The sequence below is a fragment of the Collimonas sp. OK412 genome, assembly GCF_900112135.1.
In the GTDB taxonomy this organism is placed as follows: domain Bacteria; phylum Pseudomonadota; class Gammaproteobacteria; order Burkholderiales; family Burkholderiaceae_D; genus Collimonas; species Collimonas rhizosphaerae.
This window is the reverse complement of the sequence record NZ_FOLC01000006.1, coordinates 225493-244295: the sequence shown is the minus strand read 5'-3', so window position 1 is coordinate 244295 and position 18803 is coordinate 225493. Positions and strand designations below refer to the sequence as shown.

13 protein-coding genes are annotated in these 18803 nt (G+C 59.9%); 4 read left to right on the top strand and 9 right to left on the bottom strand.

Annotation, left to right across the window (positions count from 1 at the left end):
* Positions 1-43: 43 nt before the first annotated feature.
* Positions 44-547 (bottom strand): hypothetical protein, encoded by a 504-nt coding sequence (locus BM062_RS09330; RefSeq protein WP_254785017.1) that lies wholly within the window; start codon positions 545-547, stop codon positions 44-46.
* Positions 548-953: 406 nt separating this feature from the next.
* On the opposite strand from BM062_RS09330, the gene tssA reads away from it, so the two are divergent.
* The gene (tssA, locus tag BM062_RS09325; RefSeq protein WP_092396068.1) at positions 954-2042 is read left to right on the top strand and encodes a type VI secretion system protein TssA; all 1089 of its coding nucleotides are present in this window, start codon (positions 954-956) and stop codon (positions 2040-2042) included.
* A 16-nt stretch (positions 2043-2058) separates the two neighbouring features.
* Here the strand turns inward: tssA and BM062_RS09320 are convergent, their stop codons facing one another.
* The 4 genes from BM062_RS09320 to BM062_RS09305 all read right to left on the bottom strand — a co-directional run bounded on the left by BM062_RS09320 (position 2059) and on the right by BM062_RS09305 (position 8880).
* Complete coding sequence (locus BM062_RS09320) at positions 2059-2841, bottom strand: OmpA family protein (protein WP_092396066.1); 783 nt, start codon at positions 2839-2841, stop codon at positions 2059-2061.
* Between the two features lie 3 nt (positions 2842-2844).
* Positions 2845-3831: a type VI secretion system-associated protein TagF gene (gene tagF / locus BM062_RS09315; protein WP_092396064.1), complete on the bottom strand. Its 987-nt coding sequence runs from the start codon at positions 3829-3831 to the stop codon at positions 2845-2847.
* On the bottom strand, positions 3828-7739 hold the full coding sequence (tssM, locus tag BM062_RS09310; protein WP_092396062.1) for a type VI secretion system membrane subunit TssM: 3912 nt from the start codon (positions 7737-7739) through the stop codon (positions 3828-3830). Before tssM ends, tagF begins: the two co-directional genes overlap by 4 nt.
* 301 nt (positions 7740-8040) lie before the next feature.
* Positions 8041-8880: a M15 family metallopeptidase gene (locus BM062_RS09305; RefSeq protein WP_092396060.1), complete on the bottom strand. Its 840-nt coding sequence runs from the start codon at positions 8878-8880 to the stop codon at positions 8041-8043.
* 151 nt (positions 8881-9031) lie between these two features.
* Between BM062_RS09305 and BM062_RS09300 the strand changes: the two genes are divergently transcribed.
* Positions 9032-9946: a hypothetical protein gene (locus BM062_RS09300; protein WP_092396058.1), complete on the top strand. Its 915-nt coding sequence runs from the start codon at positions 9032-9034 to the stop codon at positions 9944-9946.
* Between the two features lie 58 nt (positions 9947-10004).
* Complete coding sequence (locus BM062_RS09295) at positions 10005-10865, top strand: CPBP family intramembrane glutamic endopeptidase (protein ID WP_092396056.1); 861 nt, start codon at positions 10005-10007, stop codon at positions 10863-10865.
* A gap of 42 nt (positions 10866-10907) precedes the next feature.
* Here the strand turns inward: BM062_RS09295 and BM062_RS09290 are convergent, their stop codons facing one another.
* The 3 genes from BM062_RS09290 to BM062_RS09280 all read right to left on the bottom strand — a co-directional run bounded on the left by BM062_RS09290 (position 10908) and on the right by BM062_RS09280 (position 16032).
* Positions 10908-11678, bottom strand: coding sequence for a metalloprotease LoiP (locus BM062_RS09290; RefSeq protein ID WP_092396054.1), 771 nt, complete (start codon positions 11676-11678; stop codon positions 10908-10910).
* Between the two features lie 188 nt (positions 11679-11866).
* Complete coding sequence (locus BM062_RS09285; protein ID WP_254785016.1) at positions 11867-13258, bottom strand: DUF3999 domain-containing protein; 1392 nt, start codon at positions 13256-13258, stop codon at positions 11867-11869.
* A 2-nt stretch (positions 13259-13260) separates the two neighbouring features.
* Entirely contained in the window at positions 13261-16032 is a 2772-nt protein-coding gene (locus BM062_RS09280) for a DUF2339 domain-containing protein (RefSeq protein WP_254785015.1), read from the bottom strand.
* 262 nt (positions 16033-16294) lie between these two features.
* Here BM062_RS09280 and BM062_RS09275 point away from each other — a divergent pair, with 262 nt between their 5' ends.
* Complete coding sequence (locus BM062_RS09275) at positions 16295-17101, top strand: nucleotidyltransferase domain-containing protein (RefSeq protein ID WP_092396050.1); 807 nt, start codon at positions 16295-16297, stop codon at positions 17099-17101.
* Here BM062_RS09275 and rtcR read toward each other — a convergent pair.
* Positions 17094-18725, bottom strand: a complete 1632-nt coding sequence (rtcR, locus tag BM062_RS09270) for an RNA repair transcriptional activator RtcR (protein ID WP_092396048.1) — start codon at positions 18723-18725, stop codon at positions 17094-17096. The genes BM062_RS09275 and rtcR overlap by 8 nt on opposite strands.
* Positions 18726-18803: the final 78 nt, after the last annotated feature.

The following is an 18803-nucleotide window of genomic DNA, read 5'->3' as shown; positions in this document are numbered from 1 at the left end:
GTATTTACATTACTTTAAGATCAATATCTGGTGTTTGCCCGGCTTACTGCAAAGCACCGAAAGGCTTGCCCTCGCCGCCGGCATCCGGCGTCGCGGCTTTGGCGGCGCGCGTCGTCTTTTTCTTCAGCGGGCGAGTCACCTTAGGCTTGGTGTCGGCCACTGCGGCCGGGTCGACCACGGTTTCGCCCAGGCTTTCGCGCAGCAACCTGGTCTGGTTTTGCGCATCGCTGAGCACGCCGCCGTTCAGGTCGCTTTGCGCGCTCAAGTCGTTCAGGGCCTTGATCGACAGCTTGAGGCTGCCCAACGCCACTACGCCCTTGGCGTACTTGTCGGCCGGATCGCGTTGCAATACCTGCAATGCATAGGCTACCGCGTCGCCATAGCTGCCGGCGTCGTATTTGATCTGGGTCATGCGCACCCATGGCGTCTTTTCGGTCGGACGGGCTTGCGCCACGTCCTTGAGCACCTGGATTTCCTGGTCGGCCGCACTTTTTTGTGCCGTATCCGGCGCGGCGGCGGGAGCAGCCGACGCAGCGAATGGAATCATCAAACATGTTAAAGCGACACTGCAGACCAACTTGGTTTTCCAAAGCTTCATAGCTTACTCACTTTCCTGAAAATATTAAGACCTGGGCAGGCACGGCACAGCCATTGCAAATATAACAATCGGCGACAGTAGACATCAACTGTGGCAAATGCTGGATATCGACGCTTTTTTGGGGATGCATTCAGGACACATGTTACTACGGAAACATCTCCTTTGATATTTCGACATATCCGCCCGGCATCACCGATGCCTGGTTTGCGCGACATCAGGAGTGCGACTAAGATTCCTTTTTTGAAACGCCGACAGGCTGCTGGGGTATGATTGTGCCAAGGAAATTCCGATGAATATCTCGCAAGAGCGTCGCCGCCCTCCGGCTTGAACCACTTTTTATTTGGGTTTGTCATTTATGTTTTCTGTCGATCAATTACTCAATCCCGTCAGCGACGCCGCACCGTGCGGCGCCGACCTGTCTTTCTCAAGCGACCTGGATGCGATCGCCAACGCCCGGCGCTTTGACGACCCGTCGCTGGACCAGGGCGAATGGGTCACCGAGCTCAAGGAGGCGGACTGGGGTTTCGTCGTCGACAATTGCGCGCGGCTGATAGAAACCCAGAGCAAGGATCTGCGGCTGGCGGTCTGGCTGGCGGAAGCCAATGCCAAAATCCGCCATTTCAGCGGCCTGGCCGACGGCTACCTGTTGCTGGCCGGCCTGAGCGACCGGTATTGGGAAGGCTTGCATCCGGTGCCGGACGATGACGACCAGGAATTGCGGGTCGGCAACCTGAGCTGGTTATTGTCGCGCTCAGTGCAGCTGATCCGCGAGATCCCGATCACGGAAGGCCGCGGCACTGCGTTTTCCAGCGTGGATTTCGAGTCGGCGCGCATCCGTGCGGCCAGTGAAGAACGGGATCGGGCCAACGGCGAGAGCGTCAGCAGCGACGGCGTCAAGCTGGCCGACATCGAAGCGGCAAAACGCAAATCGTCGCCGAAATTTTATGAAACATTGCTGGCGGACGCCAACTTGTGCCAGCAAGCGCTGCTGCAATTGGAAAAATCGATCGATTTCCGGGTAGGCCAGGATGGACCGGCATTTTCATCCGCCAAGGACGCACTGGAAAACGTGATTGCGGTCATCACCCGCTTCGCCCAGGAAGCCGGAGTCAATACAGGCACCGCGCCGAAAGCCGGCAGCAACGAGACACAAACCGCACCCACGGTGCAGCAGGAGGTAAGCAAGGTGGAGCAAGCACAGACCACGCTGAACGGCCCGATACAGAACCGCGCCCAGGCCCTGGCGCAGCTGCGCCATGTGGCCGATTTTTTCCGCCGCACCGAACCGCACAGCCCGGTCGCCTACCTGGCGGACAAGGCTGCCAGCTGGGGCGACCTGCCGCTGCACCACTGGCTGCGCACGGTCATCAAGGATCCAGGCTCGCTGGCCCACGTGGAAGAACTGCTGGGGCTGCACGGCAGCCAGCAAAACGACGACAATTAAAAACGCCTGTCCCGGTTTACTGCGATACCCGGAATTCGATACGGCGGTTGCGCGAGCGGCCGTCGGCGGTATCGTTGGTCATGATCGGCCGGTCCGGCCCCTGGCCTGAAGTCACGATGCTGTCCGGGTTGATGCCCTTCTGCGCCAGGTAATCCTTCACTGCATCGGCGCGCGCCTTGCTCAGCGAAACGTTACGCGCCCGCAAACCCTGGTTGTCGGTATGGCCGATGACTTCCACTTTCTTGTCTTTCACCTTCAGCAGCGCAGCCGACATTTCATCCAGGATGCGCATGCCGGAAGGCGTCAGCGTGGCTTGTCCGCTTTCGAACTCGATGGTACGGTTGGCCAGGGTCTGGTCCAGGATATTTTGCTCGGAGGCAGAAACCCGCAAGCCGTTCTTGACGGTGTAAGTCGGATTCAGGTTGCCGGCGATTTCACTGGCGATCTGCTGGCGCTGCGCTTCGTTGCTGACTTCGCCGTTGATGGTGACGGTATTGCCGTCGATCTTCAGCTGGCCGCGGCTGACCTGTTTCAGGCTCGGACCGATCAGTTTCTGCACATAACCGTTCCAGTTCGCCGGCGACACCACCGAACCGACCGAAATCTGGTCGACCACACGGTCGGCGCCATACAGTTCCTGCAGCTTGCTCAGCGCGCTCTGCTTGCTGGCTTCGTCGGGCACCGTGCCGCTGACCAGGATCTGGCCCGGTTTCGGGGTAGCCACGGGCGGCGCGACATTTTGTGCCAGCGCCAGGTTCGACACGAATAACGATGTCAGGGCAATGCTCAGATAACGCATGCGTCAGGCTCCAATAAATGCGTCACGAAACGAATCATGAGCCGATTTTAAAGATAGGGTGGGTTGCGCCAGGTAGCTGGCGATCTTCGTGATGCTGTAATCCGACTTGACCTGTTCTTCGACCCAGCTGGCATCCTCGAAAGAGATGTGGTGCTCGAGCGCGACCTGCGGGTCCATGATGGCTTGCAAGGTGCGCGGCGAAGCACCGCTGAAGCCGATCACCATGGATGGCCGGTCGTTGATCCTGGTAACAAAAGTGGCCAGTTCGAAATTGCCGCGCAACAGGAATGGCGTAATCAGGTGCAACCAGTAGGACGCCACCAGGTTGCGATACATGGGATCGACCGGCAACGGCATCACCAGGCTCTTTTCCAGGCGCGACGACGAACTCGCCATCACCGGCTGCAGCAAGATGCCCAGCGCCAGGACCAGGTGCCGCAAAGAGCCCTTGAAACCGGCGCTGTGCAGCATGTTCTCCAGCCCGCCTATGCTCTGGATTTCCATGAAGTCGGTGAAAGCCGCGTGATAGGCGCCGCTGCCCAGCTGCAAGGGAATGCCGGTGGCGGTCAGGTTCTGCAGGGAAATCGCCGGATCGGTTGCGGCGATCACTTCGGAAGCCTGGGTTTCCAGCCGGTTCCACAGGCGCGAAAACGCCATCGGGCTCTTCGCCGTAAAATCCTGCGGCTCATCGATTTCCATGGTGCTGACGGCAAGGAATGGAAAACGGCGGTTAGCCTGGTCGTTGCTGGCAATCAGGTGACCGGCGATGGCGCGCCTGCTGCGCGGGCCGATGAAAGCAAAGTGCAGCGGACTGACGGCGTCGTAGGCGATTTTCCAGCGCGGCTCGGCAGACAGCAGGTCCATTGCCTGCGCCAGCCAGTCATCGAGGATCGACACCAGCGGCATGTTGTCGGTAGCCTTGATGAAATCGCCGCGGCTGGGGATCTTGCCGAAATAGCCGATGTTAGCCAATTTTTCTCCTACGCTCATTGTGCGGTCCCTCCTGCACTGGCTGCAGCAACCGGCGTTGCGCCAGGCGCGGCAGCCGGCGTACCAGCGGCCGATGTGCCGGCCGCAGGCACCGCCGCCGGAGTGCTGACCGGACTCGCCGCCGTGCCGGCAATGGTTTCCGGCAATCTCATGCCGAGGAAACCCTGGCCTTGCTGGGCGCCGCCGTCAGGCGACTTGGCGCTGACTTGCGGGCTGCTGATGATCTTCAGGTTGATCGGCACCGTGATGTTTTCATTGGTCCAGCTCAATTCGAAGTTGCCGTCCTTGCGCTTGCGCACCGCCGTGTTGATCAGGCGCTCAAGCCCGAAACGGCCAGGCTGGTTAGCGATCTCAACAGTACGTCCGTCGAAGGTGACGGCCGTGATGCGGGCGCCGGCCACGCCTTGCGGATTAGGCCACACGAAGTTGGTCCATTGCGCCTGGGTATTGCGGTAACGCAGCTGCTGGCCATCGATCTCGATGGTGTACTCCGTGGTGCCGCCAGCCGGCAGCGCCTGGATCTGGAACACGGTTTGCGCATCCGCGCCGCCAGCGCTGCCGCCGGCTGCCGCGCTGCTGGCGCCCAGCGGCGCTACCCAGCGTGCGAAACTCGACACCATGGTAGGCGACAGCGTGATGCCCATGTCGGCCCAGGTCTTGGCGGCCAGGGTGTCGCCGCGGCGCACCACCAGCGGTCCCATCGAGGAATTGACGAACTTGGCGATGCTGCCGTCCGGGCCGAATGTCTGGCCGATCTCGGCGCTGGTCGCCTCGATTTTCGAGTTGGCGGCAAACGGATATTTTTCGCCCAGGGTTTTCTCGAACGGAGAATAAACCTGCGCCAGCCAGGTGCGGTTCATCTCCGCCTCGGTCGGCTTGATGGTGACGGCGAAAGCCTGGATCAGCGGCCGCACCAGGATCGGACGGATTGCCTGTTTCTGCGTATCGCTCATGCCGACCAGCATCTGTTCGTCGACATACTTGAGCGCGTCGGCCAGTTCCGATCCGCTGCCGTTCAGGGTCTGCTGCATCAGCTGGTTGGCGCCTGGGCCGGTATCGCCCTGGTTCTTGATCTGGTTGAAGCGGGTACGCAGTTTCGACAGGCTTTCCATGTAGCCGCGCATCAGCGTGGCGTCTTTGTCCTTGGCCGTCACCAGGCGCGCGACGCCGGCGAACTCCTTGCCGACCGGGCCCATGGGCGCGGCGGTTGGATCGGTATTGGCGTTCAGGTTGACGTTGACGTTCACTCCCGACGGCGCCTGGCGCAGGATGGTTTGCTTGAACCAGGCGATGAAACCGCTTTGCGCGCGCCCCAGGCCGGTGTTCAGCAGCGACGGATTGTCCCAGGATGTCTGCTGGTAGACCGCGCTGACGAACTTGTTGATCGGCGAAGTGGACGGATCGCCAAAACGGTTCATCGCCTTGACCGCGTTGTCAAACCCGCCGAGGTCGGCGATGTTGGCGCCCTGCATGAACTTCTGCCATTCCTTGGCGTACTCGGTCTTGTATTGGGTAACCAGGGCTTTCTGGATCTGCTCCGGGCTGCCTTCCAGCGTCAGGTCGTCGCTGGAGGCGGTTTTCAGCACCCAGTCGGCGCTTTGCAGTTCTTTATTGGCGGCTTCCTTGAACGCGCCCTGGACAAATTTTTCCCAGGCGTCGCGGGTGAATGTGCCCGGGATCGCATAGCTGCCGACAATCAGTTCCTTGTCCAGGTCGCCGACGATGCTCGCCACCGTAATCGACGGGAAGCGCGTCGAGGCGCGCGCCTTGATGTCCGCATAGACCCGGTCGCGGGCCGCCATGCCGCGCACTACGCGGCGCAGGTTGTCGCGCGACTGGTCGACCAGGGTCAGCTTGCTTTCAATCGTAGGCCAGGACGGATCGTTGACTTGCGACAGGTAAAAACTCATCAGGCGTTCGGCGCTGCGGATCATCTGTTCGCGCGTCATGTTGCCGCGGTTGCTTTCCAGCCAGCCGCGCCAGAAACGGGTCAGCTGGTCATTCAAGTGGCTGGACTCGGCGCGCGAGCGGTCGCTCAGCATCAGGTAAGTCTTCAAGGCGTTGTAGCCGTCTTCCACATTGGTCGGCGACGAATCCTTGTATTGCTGGGTGCTGCCGGCGTTGGCGGCCGGAGCGGCGGCTGCCGCCGCGCTTGCTGCTGCAGCGCCCGCAGCCGGCTGGGCGGCGCCGGCCAGCTGCACCGGACGCGACATCGGTTCCAGCGAACCTGCGTGGGCATTCATTTCAGACAGGAAGGATTCGATATTCGCGGTCACCGGCTTGAGCATGATGTCCTTGATGCCCGCGAAGTATTCCTCACGCAGTTTCTGCTCCAGCAATTCCCCCTGGTACAGGCCGAAACCGAGCGACAAAGGCCGGCGGTTATCGTATTTCTGCAGTTGCTCGATACGGTCTTGCAGGATCTCCATCGCTTCAAAGCGCGATTGCAGGTCCAGCCGTTTTTCCTGCAGCTTGATGGCCTTGTCCAGGTCCGCCTGGACATTGGCGGTCAGCTGGCGGTTGCCGATGTAGGACCAGCTCCAGCCGGCCAAAGCCAGGCCGACGAAGGCAGTGGCGGCGAAAAACATGGTGTAGCGCAAGCGCGTCTTGTGGCGGCTGGCGTATTGCGAAACCAGGTCCTTGTCGGCAAAGATGACTTTACGGAACAGGTTGAGCAGGAAGAAACCATGCTTGGAATGGATCTCCGGCCGCTCCAGCGCTTGCAGCTTGAGGTCGAAACGCTCGGCGATCCGTTCCGACGAAGTGCTGAGTCCGCTGCCTTCCTGCAAGGCGCTGGTGAAATAGAAACCGCGGAATACCGGCTTGAACTGGAACGGATTTTCTTCAAACAGGGTGGCGATGAACGCGCGCAGGGAACTCTTTACCGCGGCGAACTCGAGCGGGAAAGTCAGCACGCCAGGCGGCAAACGATCGCCGCGGCTCAAGGCCATGTTGGCCAGGCTGATTTCCTTGAGGCCTTCGAACAGCTCGTCGAAGCGTTCGTCGAAATACGCCAGCACGTCCTGGCTGCTGGTCTTCCTGCTGTAAGGCAAGGTTGCGCCCCAGACCCGGTCTTTTTCGCCGCGGTCCATGTCGACGAAGAATTCGGTGAAGCCGGTGATCAGGTCGGCCTTGGTAAACATGACATACACCGGCGCAAACACTTCCAGCTTTTCAGTCAGTTCCTGCACGCGCTGGCGCAGGTTCTTGGCCAGGTTGATGCCGAACTCCGGCCGGTTGCCCGCCAGCTCGGCGACGCTGACGGCGATGATGATGCCGTTGATCGGCGCGCGGCTGCGGTGCTTTTTCAGCAGGCCGAGGAAACTGAACCACTCTGCACGGTCTTCTTCATGCACCGAATAGCGCCCTGCGGTATCCAGCAGGATGCCGTCGGTAGTGAAGAACCAGTCGCAATTGCGGGTGCCGCCCACGCCCTGCACGATATTGCTGTTCTTGTCAGCCAGCGGAAACTGCAGGCCGGAATTGGCGACCGCGGTGCTTTTGCCGGCGGCCGGATTGCCGATGATCATGTACCACGGCAGTTCATATAAAGCAGTAGCGCCCGACTTTTCGCCAAGCTTGGAATTCTTGATGGTCGAAATCGCTTCCAGCATCCGCTTGCGGATGGTTTCGGTTTCATCGCGGCCGACAGCGCTGGTCTTGTCGCTGCCCTTCTCGGCCTGGCCTTCCAGCATGGAGCTGAAATTTTGCGACGCTGTCTTGGTGCGCTGCTTGCGGTACAGCACGACCAGTCCCCATATCAGCAGGATCGCAACCAGGAAAACCACGACCCAGATGCCATCGATTTGCAAAGCATCCGCGGCGAGAAAGAGAAAGCAGGCCAGCGCCACAAAACCGACCACCATCAAGGTTCGTGTATTCGTCAGGAATTGCCAAATTCGTTGCATAGGTATCAGTAATTAAATGGTTGATTCTTTTGGAAGGGATGCTAACGGCGTACGCCGACGGCCACAAATTGTTGCCTGTTCACAACAACGTAACGGCTGCTTCGGCCGCTGAGCAAGCTGTGCTGCATGACTGTGTCAGCCTGAACAAAGGACCAGGATTGCATTGCAAAAAAGGGGCGTCGCCCGCCGGACGGCGATCCCGCCACCTGAAATTTTATTGCCCGATACTATCAATCGCCTCGCCATGCCATCCCTCTTTTTGTCGATTTTTTTGCGCAGATACAACGATTTTATATTTCTCTTATCTTTTCATTACGCCCGGCTTGCGGAATTCCACGTGGCCCAGGTCCATCATTTTCCAGCGGCCACCCCACGTCAGTCCGACCGATTCCGCCACTTCGCCATACAGCTGGTAACCGCGCATGGCCCACGGGTCTTTCTCTGTAATCACCAGCTTGCCGCTGCGCATGAACGCAGAATCGGCTGCCAGGCCGTACTGGTGGTAGCTCTGGAACGCCTTGGCGTTGGTCACGCTGCCGCCCATTTGCGCCAGGGCATTCTGCCGTTCGGGGCTACGATACCCTTCAATAATGACCATGTCGTAACCGTGCTTCTCTTTCATGATCTTGAAAGTCATCAGCAAGCGCTGGGTGAAATCGGCATCCAGCGCCTGCCAGTTACGGCTGGCGGTATCCAGCATAGGCCGCACTTGCGCCACTTCCTGTGTAGTAAACACCTCAGGCGGCAGCGGCGGCGGCGGTACCAGCTGCTCGCCTTCCAGCAATGCGGCAATCTGCTGGTTAACTACTTGCCCGGAATCATCATAGCTGCCCAGCATGGTTTTACCGCTCAACATCCACGCAGTCAAAGGCGGGATCAGCACGACCGCCATTCCGGCGAGTAGAATCCATTGATGCCGCTTGATGAACTGCCAGCTTGAGAGCCTGGATGCCTGCAGGTTTTGCGAAAGGGATCTTGTGGTCTCGGACCGGCGGTCTCGCCAGTTCTGGACCTGCGCCCCAATCTGCTGCCGGCGCTTGGCCAATGCCAAATAAACAATCTCGCGGGCAGCCGGGAACAACAGCAGCCCGGCGACGCCGCATGCAAGCAGAAAGTAAAGGGCGACGACTAAGACGAACACAAAAACCTTCTCGTGAATATTACCAAAGAAAAATTATATTTTTTTGGTAATATATTGCCAGTTGACATATTTAGTTGTCAGAGAGTATACCTTATCAAACTTGGCGTCACGTCGGTCTGTGTTCAATAACTGACATTTGGAGATTTGTGTCTTGCAACCATCTGAAGAAACTGCGCGCGGCTCCGTAAAACCGAATTTGTTATCGGGCTCGACGGCGACAGAAAACAGCAGCGGCAGCATCCTGAATGCCCTGGAAGGCAAGGAATCGCCTTCGAAGGCCAGCGCACAAAAAAACTCCGGCGCCTTGCGTGCGGGACTCGTCGTCGTCTTGCTGGCGGCGATCGGCGCAGGCGGTTATTTTGCCTTGAACCAACGCGGCAGCCAGCCCGAAACCGCGATCGCGGCCAGCGCCCCGGCGCCGAAAGAATTGCCGCCAAGCACTCCAGCTCCTGCACTTGCCGCCAACGATGCCGCATCCGCGGAAAAGACAGAATCGCAAGCAGCAGTGATCGAAAACGATCCAGCCGCGCATGCCGATAAAGCCGACGAAGCGTCGGCCGATCCTCGCGCCAAATTGACAGAGACCCTGGAAGCCGGCGTGCCGGTCAGTTCCACCGCGCTGAAGAAGGCGCTGGAAGAACCCAAGGCGTCGAAACCAAAGCCGGCTCCCAAGAGCGTGAACGCACCGCTGGTGAATCGCAATGTCCAAGAGAAAAAAGTCGCCCCGCCAAAAGCGCCGAATGCACCGAAAGCCGGCGCCCAGCCTAGCGACAGCGATGTCAACATATTGACGGCATTGGTTTCCCATGGCGACAGCGTGAACGAACCGCCAAAAGCCAAGGAAACCGCGAAGTCCAGGCAACAAGCCAAGAAGAAAGCTGCAGAGCCTGTACTCGCGCAAAATGCCTCCGACGGGCCCGACATCGTTGAACGCAAAGCCGGCGACAGCACAGGAGGCTTGCTGCAGCGCTGCAAGCAGCTGGGCATGATCGAAGGTGAATTGTGCCGCTGGCGCATTTGCTCCGGACGCTGGGATACCGATACCGCATGCAAGGTAAACCGGTAAGTCCGGTCTTGTCCGCCACCGGTCCTGGATTGACTGCCATCGCGGAGCGCCAGGACTGATGCCGCTTACCTTTGCCTTGCTCGCCATCGCGATTGCCGCGGCCTGGCTGAAACCCCTCCGACTGACTGACCGTTTCCTCCTGCCGCCGTGGATGGCAATCGCCACCGGCGCGGTTGTCAGCGGCTTCGCTGCCGCTGTCCTGAGCCCCGTTGCGGTGCTCGCACTCGCGATATTTTTCCTGGCTGCTTACCTGGCGGCCGCCACCCAGCGCAAAACCAGCCTCCTGTTCGGCATGGCGGCAACCCTCCTGGCCCTGGCGCTGGCCTTGCATCGGTTGCCTGGGTTCAATAATCCGATACTGATTTCCCAACTGCGCCTGTCTGCCGACTCCGTGCCCTTCACGCAGTATGCCAACTTCGACAAAGGCGCCGCCGGCCTGGTCCTGCTGGCGTTCCTGTGCCGCCGCGCCAGCTCCGCAACTGAATGGCGCAAGCTGTTGCAGCAAACCTGGCCCATCGCGCTGGTTGCAGTCATTGCCGTGCTCGGCCTGGCGACCGCTATCGGCTATGTCAAACCGGATTTCAAGCTAAGCCAGGCTACCGCGCTGTTCTTGTTCACCAACCTGTTCTTTACAGTAGTAGCGGAAGAAGCTTTTTTCCGCGGCTTGCTGCAAGACCGGCTGGCCTTGTCGCTGGCGCGCTTTCGTTATGGCCCGCTGCTGGCAGTCGCCTGCTCGGCGCTCTTGTTCGGCGCGGCGCACATGGCCGGGGGCGGCACCTACGTGCTGCTGGCTACGGTTGCCGGCCTGGGTTATGCCTATGCTTATTACGTCACGCAACGCATCGAGGCTGCGATCATCGTCCATTTCGCGGTCAACGCGGTCCACTTCATCGGCTTCACCTATCCCCACCTCAACTGACCCGATGAGGACAGGCGCAGCGCCTGCGATACTCGCCTCAGATCACTTGTTCTGATCGATCCGTTGCTGGATATGCTGGGCGCGGTCGGTTGACGACGGATGCGAGCTGAGCATGCTGGCGCCGGCGCCGCCGTCCAGTTTTGCCAGCTTTTGAAATGCTGTCACCAGCCCTTTGCGATCCATGTTCATCTTGGTCAGCTGGTCAAACGAATAGTCGTCGGCGGCACTTTCCTGCACCTGGGAAAATTGGGCATTGATGATTTTTTCAGTCAGCTCGCCCAGCTGCGATGCCGACAGGTTGGTGACCACTGCGTTGCCCGTCGCGCCTGCGGCAGTACGCGCAGCCGTCACGGCATAAGCGGTTTGCATGGCTTTTTTGGTGTGGCCCAATGCCACGTGCCCCATTTCATGCCCGATCACGCCGCGCAATTCACTGTCGTTCATCATGTCCATCAAGCCGCTATACACCCGGATGCAGCCATTCGACATGGCCCAGGCGTTGACGTCTTTCGTCATGTAGACACGGTAATTGGTCTGCGCGCCGTTGAGGCTGGGGCTGAAACCCTGCACCACCTTGTTCAGGCGCACATCGTATTTGCTCTTCGGCGCCGCAATCTTGTTTTGCTTGTCGCTGGCGGCGCAAGCGTCGTCCGACATGGTCTTGACATCGGTATCGCTCAAGGACGCTGCCTTGAGTGCGGTGCCGCCTGCTGCCATCATGCCGTCCACGTTCACGCCGGCGACGCCGCCACCCGCTGCTCCGCAACCGGCCAATGCCGTGGTTGCAACTAACGCCAACAGCTTAAATTTCATGTTCATCTGAATCCCCTCTGTGAAATCGTTGTTTTGGTCAATAACGAAAGTAAGTGAAAGTTAGAAAGTTAATTGGTGAGAAACGTTACTAAAATCACCAATAACAGTCGGATAACACAATAACTTACTTTCTAGAATGCCAATAAATTTTAGGCAATCATGTTTCCCAAAAACAACAAACTGCACATTTATTGCCGAGGCGGATTGGCATTTTGCTTGAGCAGGACCCAGGCCATCGCGCCCAAGGCCGAAGCCGCCAGCAGCAATACCGTCCACAGAATGATGTTGCGCGTCGGCATGCCATCGCGCCCGGCGGGTGCGGCCACCAGCGCCGCCGCGCCGTCCACTTTCGCCAACGGCAAGCTGTTCTCCTGCGCCGGGCGGTAACCAGGCATCAGGCTTTGCATCGGCAGATAAGGACTGCTGGCGCTGGCAAGGCCGGCCGCCAGGGTGAACGGCGCCGGGCCATTGACCAGCGCCACGATCTGCACCGGCTCGAATTCCAGGCTGATCTCCGGCGGCGCCGAGAACCCCTGTGTTTTCTTGTCCGCTTCGATCTTGATTTCGCGATATGCGGTCGGCGGCAGTTCGATGGCTGCGCTGGTTTGCAGCTTGCCGCCGGTCTGCAATTTATAAATGACGCTGGCCGTCATCAAGGTCCATGGCTGGCCGGCATCCTGGCGGCCCAGCACCCGCACCGGCAGCAGCACATTGTCGCCCGCCGGCTTGATTTTCAGCGCCGCCACCGGCGTCGCGAAGGGCAGTGAAAACCGCAGCGTATAGGGGTTGTCCAGCACCGGCTGGGCCAGCGCGGCCGTGACCCGGGCGGTGCTGGTGACGCCACGGGCGGTAGTCAATGTCGCGCTGCGCATGGTGACCGGCGCGGTCCGTCCCGCGGCGTCGGTCCAGGTGACGCGCAGGTACTGCTCCTTGAGATCGGCGGCAGGCAGTTCGACATGGTCGCTGCCCATCCCGCCGGCCCCCGCTTCGGCGCGGTACAGCACGGTCTCCGCCAGCGGACGCCAGTATTTGAGGTCTTTACTGGCTTGCAGGTCGAAGGTAACCGGCTGCGCGTCGGGCAAATCCACGTCCAGCACCAAGTCCACCACCGGATCGTCGATGGCGCGCGTGTCGAGCAATGCGCCCAGCACTTTTTTGCGGGGCGCGCCGGCATCTGTTGGGTTGCTGTCGATTTGCACGATACGCTTGCCTTGCTGTTCTTCGATCCGCAGCGAAGATGCCGATAGGTCGGCAAGGTCGGCGCTGCCCATGATGGGCGACGACTTCAGCTCGATCTTGCGTTTCTCGGTTTGCCGCAGGCTGGCGCTGTCGGACAGGGCCATGGCCAGAGGCTGGCCCTTGGCGTTGAAAATCCGCACATCGCTCAAGCCGCCGGTTTGCAGGCTCACCAATGCCTGCGCCGGCAGGACCAGGCGCTGCAACGGCGCATCCGCGGCAAAGGCAAGCGGCAGGCGCAGCGCATACGACTGCGCGTCATTTGGGTCGGACGCCGGCCAGGCGGCGCCGGCTGCCGTCATGACAGCCAGGCACACGGCAGCGTGCATCGGGAAATATTTCATCTCTACGCTTCCTTCACAGTACCGGCATCCGCCGCCGCCTTTGGCGGCAACGGCGCAAAATAACCAACCACCAGCATCAGCGCGCCCACCGCGATAAAGGTGACGATGCGTTCCGCGCCGCCCGCATTCGACAAATCGACCAGCAGCAGCTTGACCACCACCAGGCCCAGCAATGCCGCGCCGGCCAGCCACAAACCGCGCTGCACGCGCCGGTGCGCCAGCAGCATCAGGCCTAGCGCCAGCAGCGTCCACAAGATGGCGTAGCCGGTCTGCACCACAAAACTGTCAAACAGCGCCGCGCTGTCCCATCTCACGCCGAAGAAATGATGCACGGTGCGCAGCCAGACGGTATTGAGCAAGACAAATGCCAACGCGGCCAGCGCCAGCAGCGTCTGTTTGCGCGGCACCCAGCCGGCGCCGGCAGGCAAGGGCTGGGCCGCGACAATCGCGCGGCGCCAGAATACCAGCGCGCCGAGGGCGAGGGCCAGCGCCAGGTCGGTAGGATTAAGCAACGGGACATACGGCAGCGGCGCCGTATGTCCCGACGACAGCAGCGCCATCAGCAGCGCGCCGAAAAACACCAGCACTGTCAGCGGCAAAGCCGCATACCAGTAGTAGGCGACAGCATGCGTGCCGAGCGGCCACCTGAACGCCGGCAGCAGCGCAATGCGGTTGGCCCTGCCGGCCCACACCGACAAACACAGCAATACCGCAATCGCGCTGACCAGCAGCACCACGCTGGCCCAGGAACTCTGCCACAAATTGCCGCGCTCGATGCCGAACCACAGGCAGTCGGCCAGCAACAGCGTGAGCAGCCAGACGCTGCCGACATGTGTTGCGCGATTCAGCTTGAGGGTGGCGATATTGTTTTGGGTTTGCGTGTCGTTCTTGTAGAGCATCCAGTAATGCAAGCCAAGGGCCAGCAACCAGATGGCCCAGGCCGGCGTATACAGGACACGTTCCCCGGACAGCTCCTGCGCGATAAACCCGAGCGCCAGCGGCAGCAAGGTGAAACGGCTGGGCCAGGCGGCCACTGTCCAGCTGCTCCTGCGCGCCAGCAGCAGCGACAGCCATGCGCTCGCCACCAGCGCCAGCACCGTCAGCAACTGCTGGGTGCCGTCGCTGAAAACCGGCACGCTTGCCATGCCGGTTTCGCTGCCGGGCAGCTCGCGGCATATCTCGACTATCCACGCCAGGCACCAGAACACGAAACCAAACAGGTAGACCGGCTGCGACAGCATGGCTTCGGCCTTGGCAAATTCCCTGGCCCAGCGCGAATCGCTGTGCGGCAGCACGCCGCGCAGCCACCAGGCGATGGCGAATGCAGGCAAGGCGATAAACATGGCGCCCATGAACATCGGATTGGCCAGCGGCCAGGCCGACACATTGTCCTCGATCCCCGCCAGGAAAGCGCCGGCCGCCACCACCTGCAGCAACAGCCCGAACGCACGCGGCATCCAGCGCGCCTGCCGCATGCCGACCCAGAACGCGCCGGCTCCTTCGAGCGCCCACACTGCCGATGTCCAGCGCATGTCCAGCGCCAGCGGCACCGCCAGGGTTACAAAACCGAGGCCGATGGCGATCATGGATTCGATCATCAGGCGATAGCTATCCCGTCCGCGGCGCATCAGCACCGCTGCCAGCACCAGGTACAAGGCGGCAAATCCCAGCGCCGAAAAGGCGCCGCCGAACTTGAACTGGTCGGCCAGGCCGGCCTGCAAGCCAAAACCGACCAGCGCAGTGCCGAACATTAGCGTGCTGTCGACCGCGTTGCCAAGCCGGGTCGGCGTGTTGCGTGCATACAGGATCGCCGCCGCCACATAAATCAGCACGAATACGATCAGGAACAGCTGCGAACTCATGTAATGCGCCGGCTCGTACTTGAGCACGCCCCACAACGTAGCCACGCCAAAGGTCGCGACAAAACCCACCATGTTCAGCACGCGCCAGGAACGTTTATAAGCAATGAACAGGATCGCCAGGTTAAGCAGCGTGTAATAGCTGAACAGGGCGACACTGCTGCCGCCTCCGGTGGAAAGCAGCAGCGGCACCGCAAAACCACCGGCAAAAGCCGCCACCGCGAGCGCGCGCGAATCCTGCAGCAGCGCCAGCGCGCAACTCAAGGCGCACACCACGATCATCAAACCGAAAGCAGGCAAGGGCGCAACCAGGTCAAAGCGGCGGAAAGCGGCGAACACGGTGAGATAGATCACCGCCACGCCGCCGCCCTGCAATGCCAGTGCAAAAGCCGGCCTGGCCTGGCGCTTGACGAAACCGACAGCCAGCAGCGCAATTCCGGCAAGAGCGACGACCGCCAGCCGCAGCTCGACCGGAAACAGGCCGGCGGCCGCCGCGTAGCTGGACAGGAAAGACAGGCCGATGAACAGGATCACCAGGCCGATACGCACTATGGTGTTGCCGCCAAGGAGCCAGTTCTTGGCCGCGGCGAAAGCCAGCTCGACGGCATTCGGTTCAGCGGGTGGACGGACGCGGGGAGGTGCGGGTGGCGCCGCCGGCTGCGTAGCGGGTGCGATATCCGGAGTAGCTGGCCGGGCAGCGGTTGCAGCCGGCGCTGCTGCCGCTACCGGAGTGTCAGGTGCGCTTGCCAACGCGGGCTTGCTGGCCGGCGTTGAGTCAGGGACAGTTGTGCTGTCGCCGCGAGATTTCAACAGTTCCAGCATCTGCAGCCGCAATTTTTCGTTCGACTTGCGCATCTCGCTGCGGACCGCATGCTGCAATCCCAATCCCGCCAGCAAACCAAGACCGCCGCCCAAAAAGATGCCGAAGTCACCGTATCCCGAGCTCGGCCATAGCCAACCCAGCACAGCTCCGCAAAGAATCCCCCACATAATCATAGTGTTAGCTCTCTTGTTGTAATTGGCTCAGGTATTGTCTGTGAAGTCGATGCTTGATGCAATCGCAGACATCTCGGCCGTCGCCCAATGCCGTCCCATACCCGCGCTATCCGGGCCGCTTTTACACAGACATTTGTGCGGGCCGGGTCGTTAGGCTAATCTACGTGTTTTTATTTGCGCCATGGATAAACCTACCGATCACGACGCCGAGCACCCGATCGATCCCGATGTCCGAATCCAGATCAACGCCACACTTGCCCGGATTGAAGCTGAATACGCCGTCAAGGTGCTGTTCGCATGCGAGTCTGGCAGCCGCGGCTGGGGCTTTGCTTCACCCGACAGCGACTACGATGTGCGTTTTATCTATGCCAATCGCCTGGACTGGTATTTGACCGTCCTTCCCGGACGGGATGTCATTGAACTTCCTATCAGCGATGTCTATGACGTCAGCGGCTGGGATCTGCGCAAGGCGCTTGGCCTGCTGCGCAACGGTAACGCCACGCTGGTGGAATGGCTGTCGTCGCCAGTGATCTACAAGGCAGATCCGGCATTCCTCCCGGCTATAGTTACAGCTGCCGGCCAGGTCAGCCGCCCTGAACGCGCTTTCCACCATTATCTGCACATGGCCAGGAAAAATTATCGCGAGCATTTGCGCGGAGAAACCGTTCGCCTCAAGAAGTACCTATACGTACTTCGGCCTTTGCTCGCCTGCATATGGATAGAACAAGAGCGCGGGCCGGTACCCATGCGCTTCCAGGATATGGTTGATGCCATCGTCGTCGATACCCCGCTCAAGAATGCGATTGCCGAACTGCTGTCAATCAAGCGTCGGGCGCTGGAGTCCGAGCATGGCCTGGCCATGCCGCTCATCAACCAGTTTCTTGAATTTCACCTGGACCGGCTCAGCCATGCTTTTGCGCCCGTCCACGACGAACAGCAGGATTTCACCGTGCTGGACCGCCTGCTGCGGGATACCGTGCTTACCTGACGATTGTGTCGCTGCCGCCTGCGTTCAATCTCTCCCAGTTCAGGCCGAATTTCGCCAGATATTTCTTGAGCCGGTCCGCATCGTTTGGTTTTTCCTTGGCGCTGCGCGATGCGGCGAACAGTTTGCGGCCAGCATCAGACATCGATTTCGAACGACGGCATATCTCGATTACCGCTTTCAATTGCATGACATCGAACAAATCCATTTGCGCTATCTGATCTCGCCCTAGCACTTCCTCAGGGTCGATCCCATCCGCTTCGGTCGACGGTGTTGCATAGTGATGCCACAACCGTTTCAGGCGCCGGGTCTCATCGGACACGATGGCAGCGGTAATACGGCCGGCATCGGCCAATGTCGCCATACGTGTCACGGAAGCCGACAAATCCCTGAAATTTCCCATCCACAGCGCTTCTGCCGACATCGCAAAACGCATGTAGTGATCCCGCGCTTCCTTGTTCAGACGAACCATCTGGCCGTTTTCAGCGCCGAATTGCGCCAGCAGGTAATCGATATTGGGTTCGATATCTTCCGAGCGGTCTACCAGTCCAGGTAGTTCGTAGGTCCACAGGTTGATACGCGCATACAAGTCTTCGCGGAAGCGTCCGGCTACAACTTCCCTCGACAGATCGCGATTGGTGCCGGCGATCAACTGGAAGTCGCTTTGCACCTCGTGGTCGCCGCCTACCGGAAGAAAGCGCTTTTCCTCGACCGCTTTCAGCAGCATGGCCTGCTCGTCAAGACCCAGCTCTCCGATCTCGTCGAGGAACAGCAATCCCTTGTGCGCCGTACGCAGCAGCCCCGGACGGTCCGAAGCCGCGCCTGTGAACGCCCCTTTGATATGGCCGAACAAAGTAGATCCTGCGCCGTCGCCATGCAGCGTCGCGCAATTCAACTCAACGAATTTTCCATCCAGCTGATGGCGTGCTTTCTTTAACTCGAACACGCGCCGGGCAAGAAACGATTTGCCGGCTCCGGTCGGCCCCATCAGCAAGATAGGCGCCCTGGATTTGATGGCGACACGCTCGATTTCATCGATCATGGTATTGAAACGCGCATTGCGGGTTGCAATGCCGGATTTCAGGAACGCCACTCCTTCCTCTTGCTCACGCGAGAAACGTTGCGCGATCTGGTCATACCTGGAGAGATCGAGATCGATCAGCGTATAGCTCCCCGGGTCGCCAGCCCTGTGCCGGCGCGGTGGCGAGGATTGCAGCAGGCGTGCTGGAAAATAGTGCGCCTCGGTCATCAGGAACATGCAGATCTGGACCACGTGCGAACCGGTTGTGATGTGGATCCAGTATTCCTCGTTATCGGTATCGAACGGGTAGCTCTTCGCAAAATCGAACAGGCTTCCATACACGTCTTCAAAATCCCAGGGATCGGCGATAGGCAGCTGGCGGGCAACCACTTCGGTTTCCGGAGACACCGATCCGATATCGCGTGTTACCTGCTGCACAAGGTTTTCGTACTTGCCGCTATACAGCAGCTCCAGGCGTTCGATCACCATCTCGTCATGCTGGGTCAGCGCGACCGTAGGACGCCATTTGTCCCAGCGGCCGCTGCCAGAGCCCTTGTCCAGTTGGGTGCCGACAAATCCAACAACAACAACGCGTTTCTTCTTCATATTTTGGATAAGTTTTTATCTATAAAGATAATTTATCACAATTTTCAATAATCCCATATAGCTGCCACTTGGCTCCAA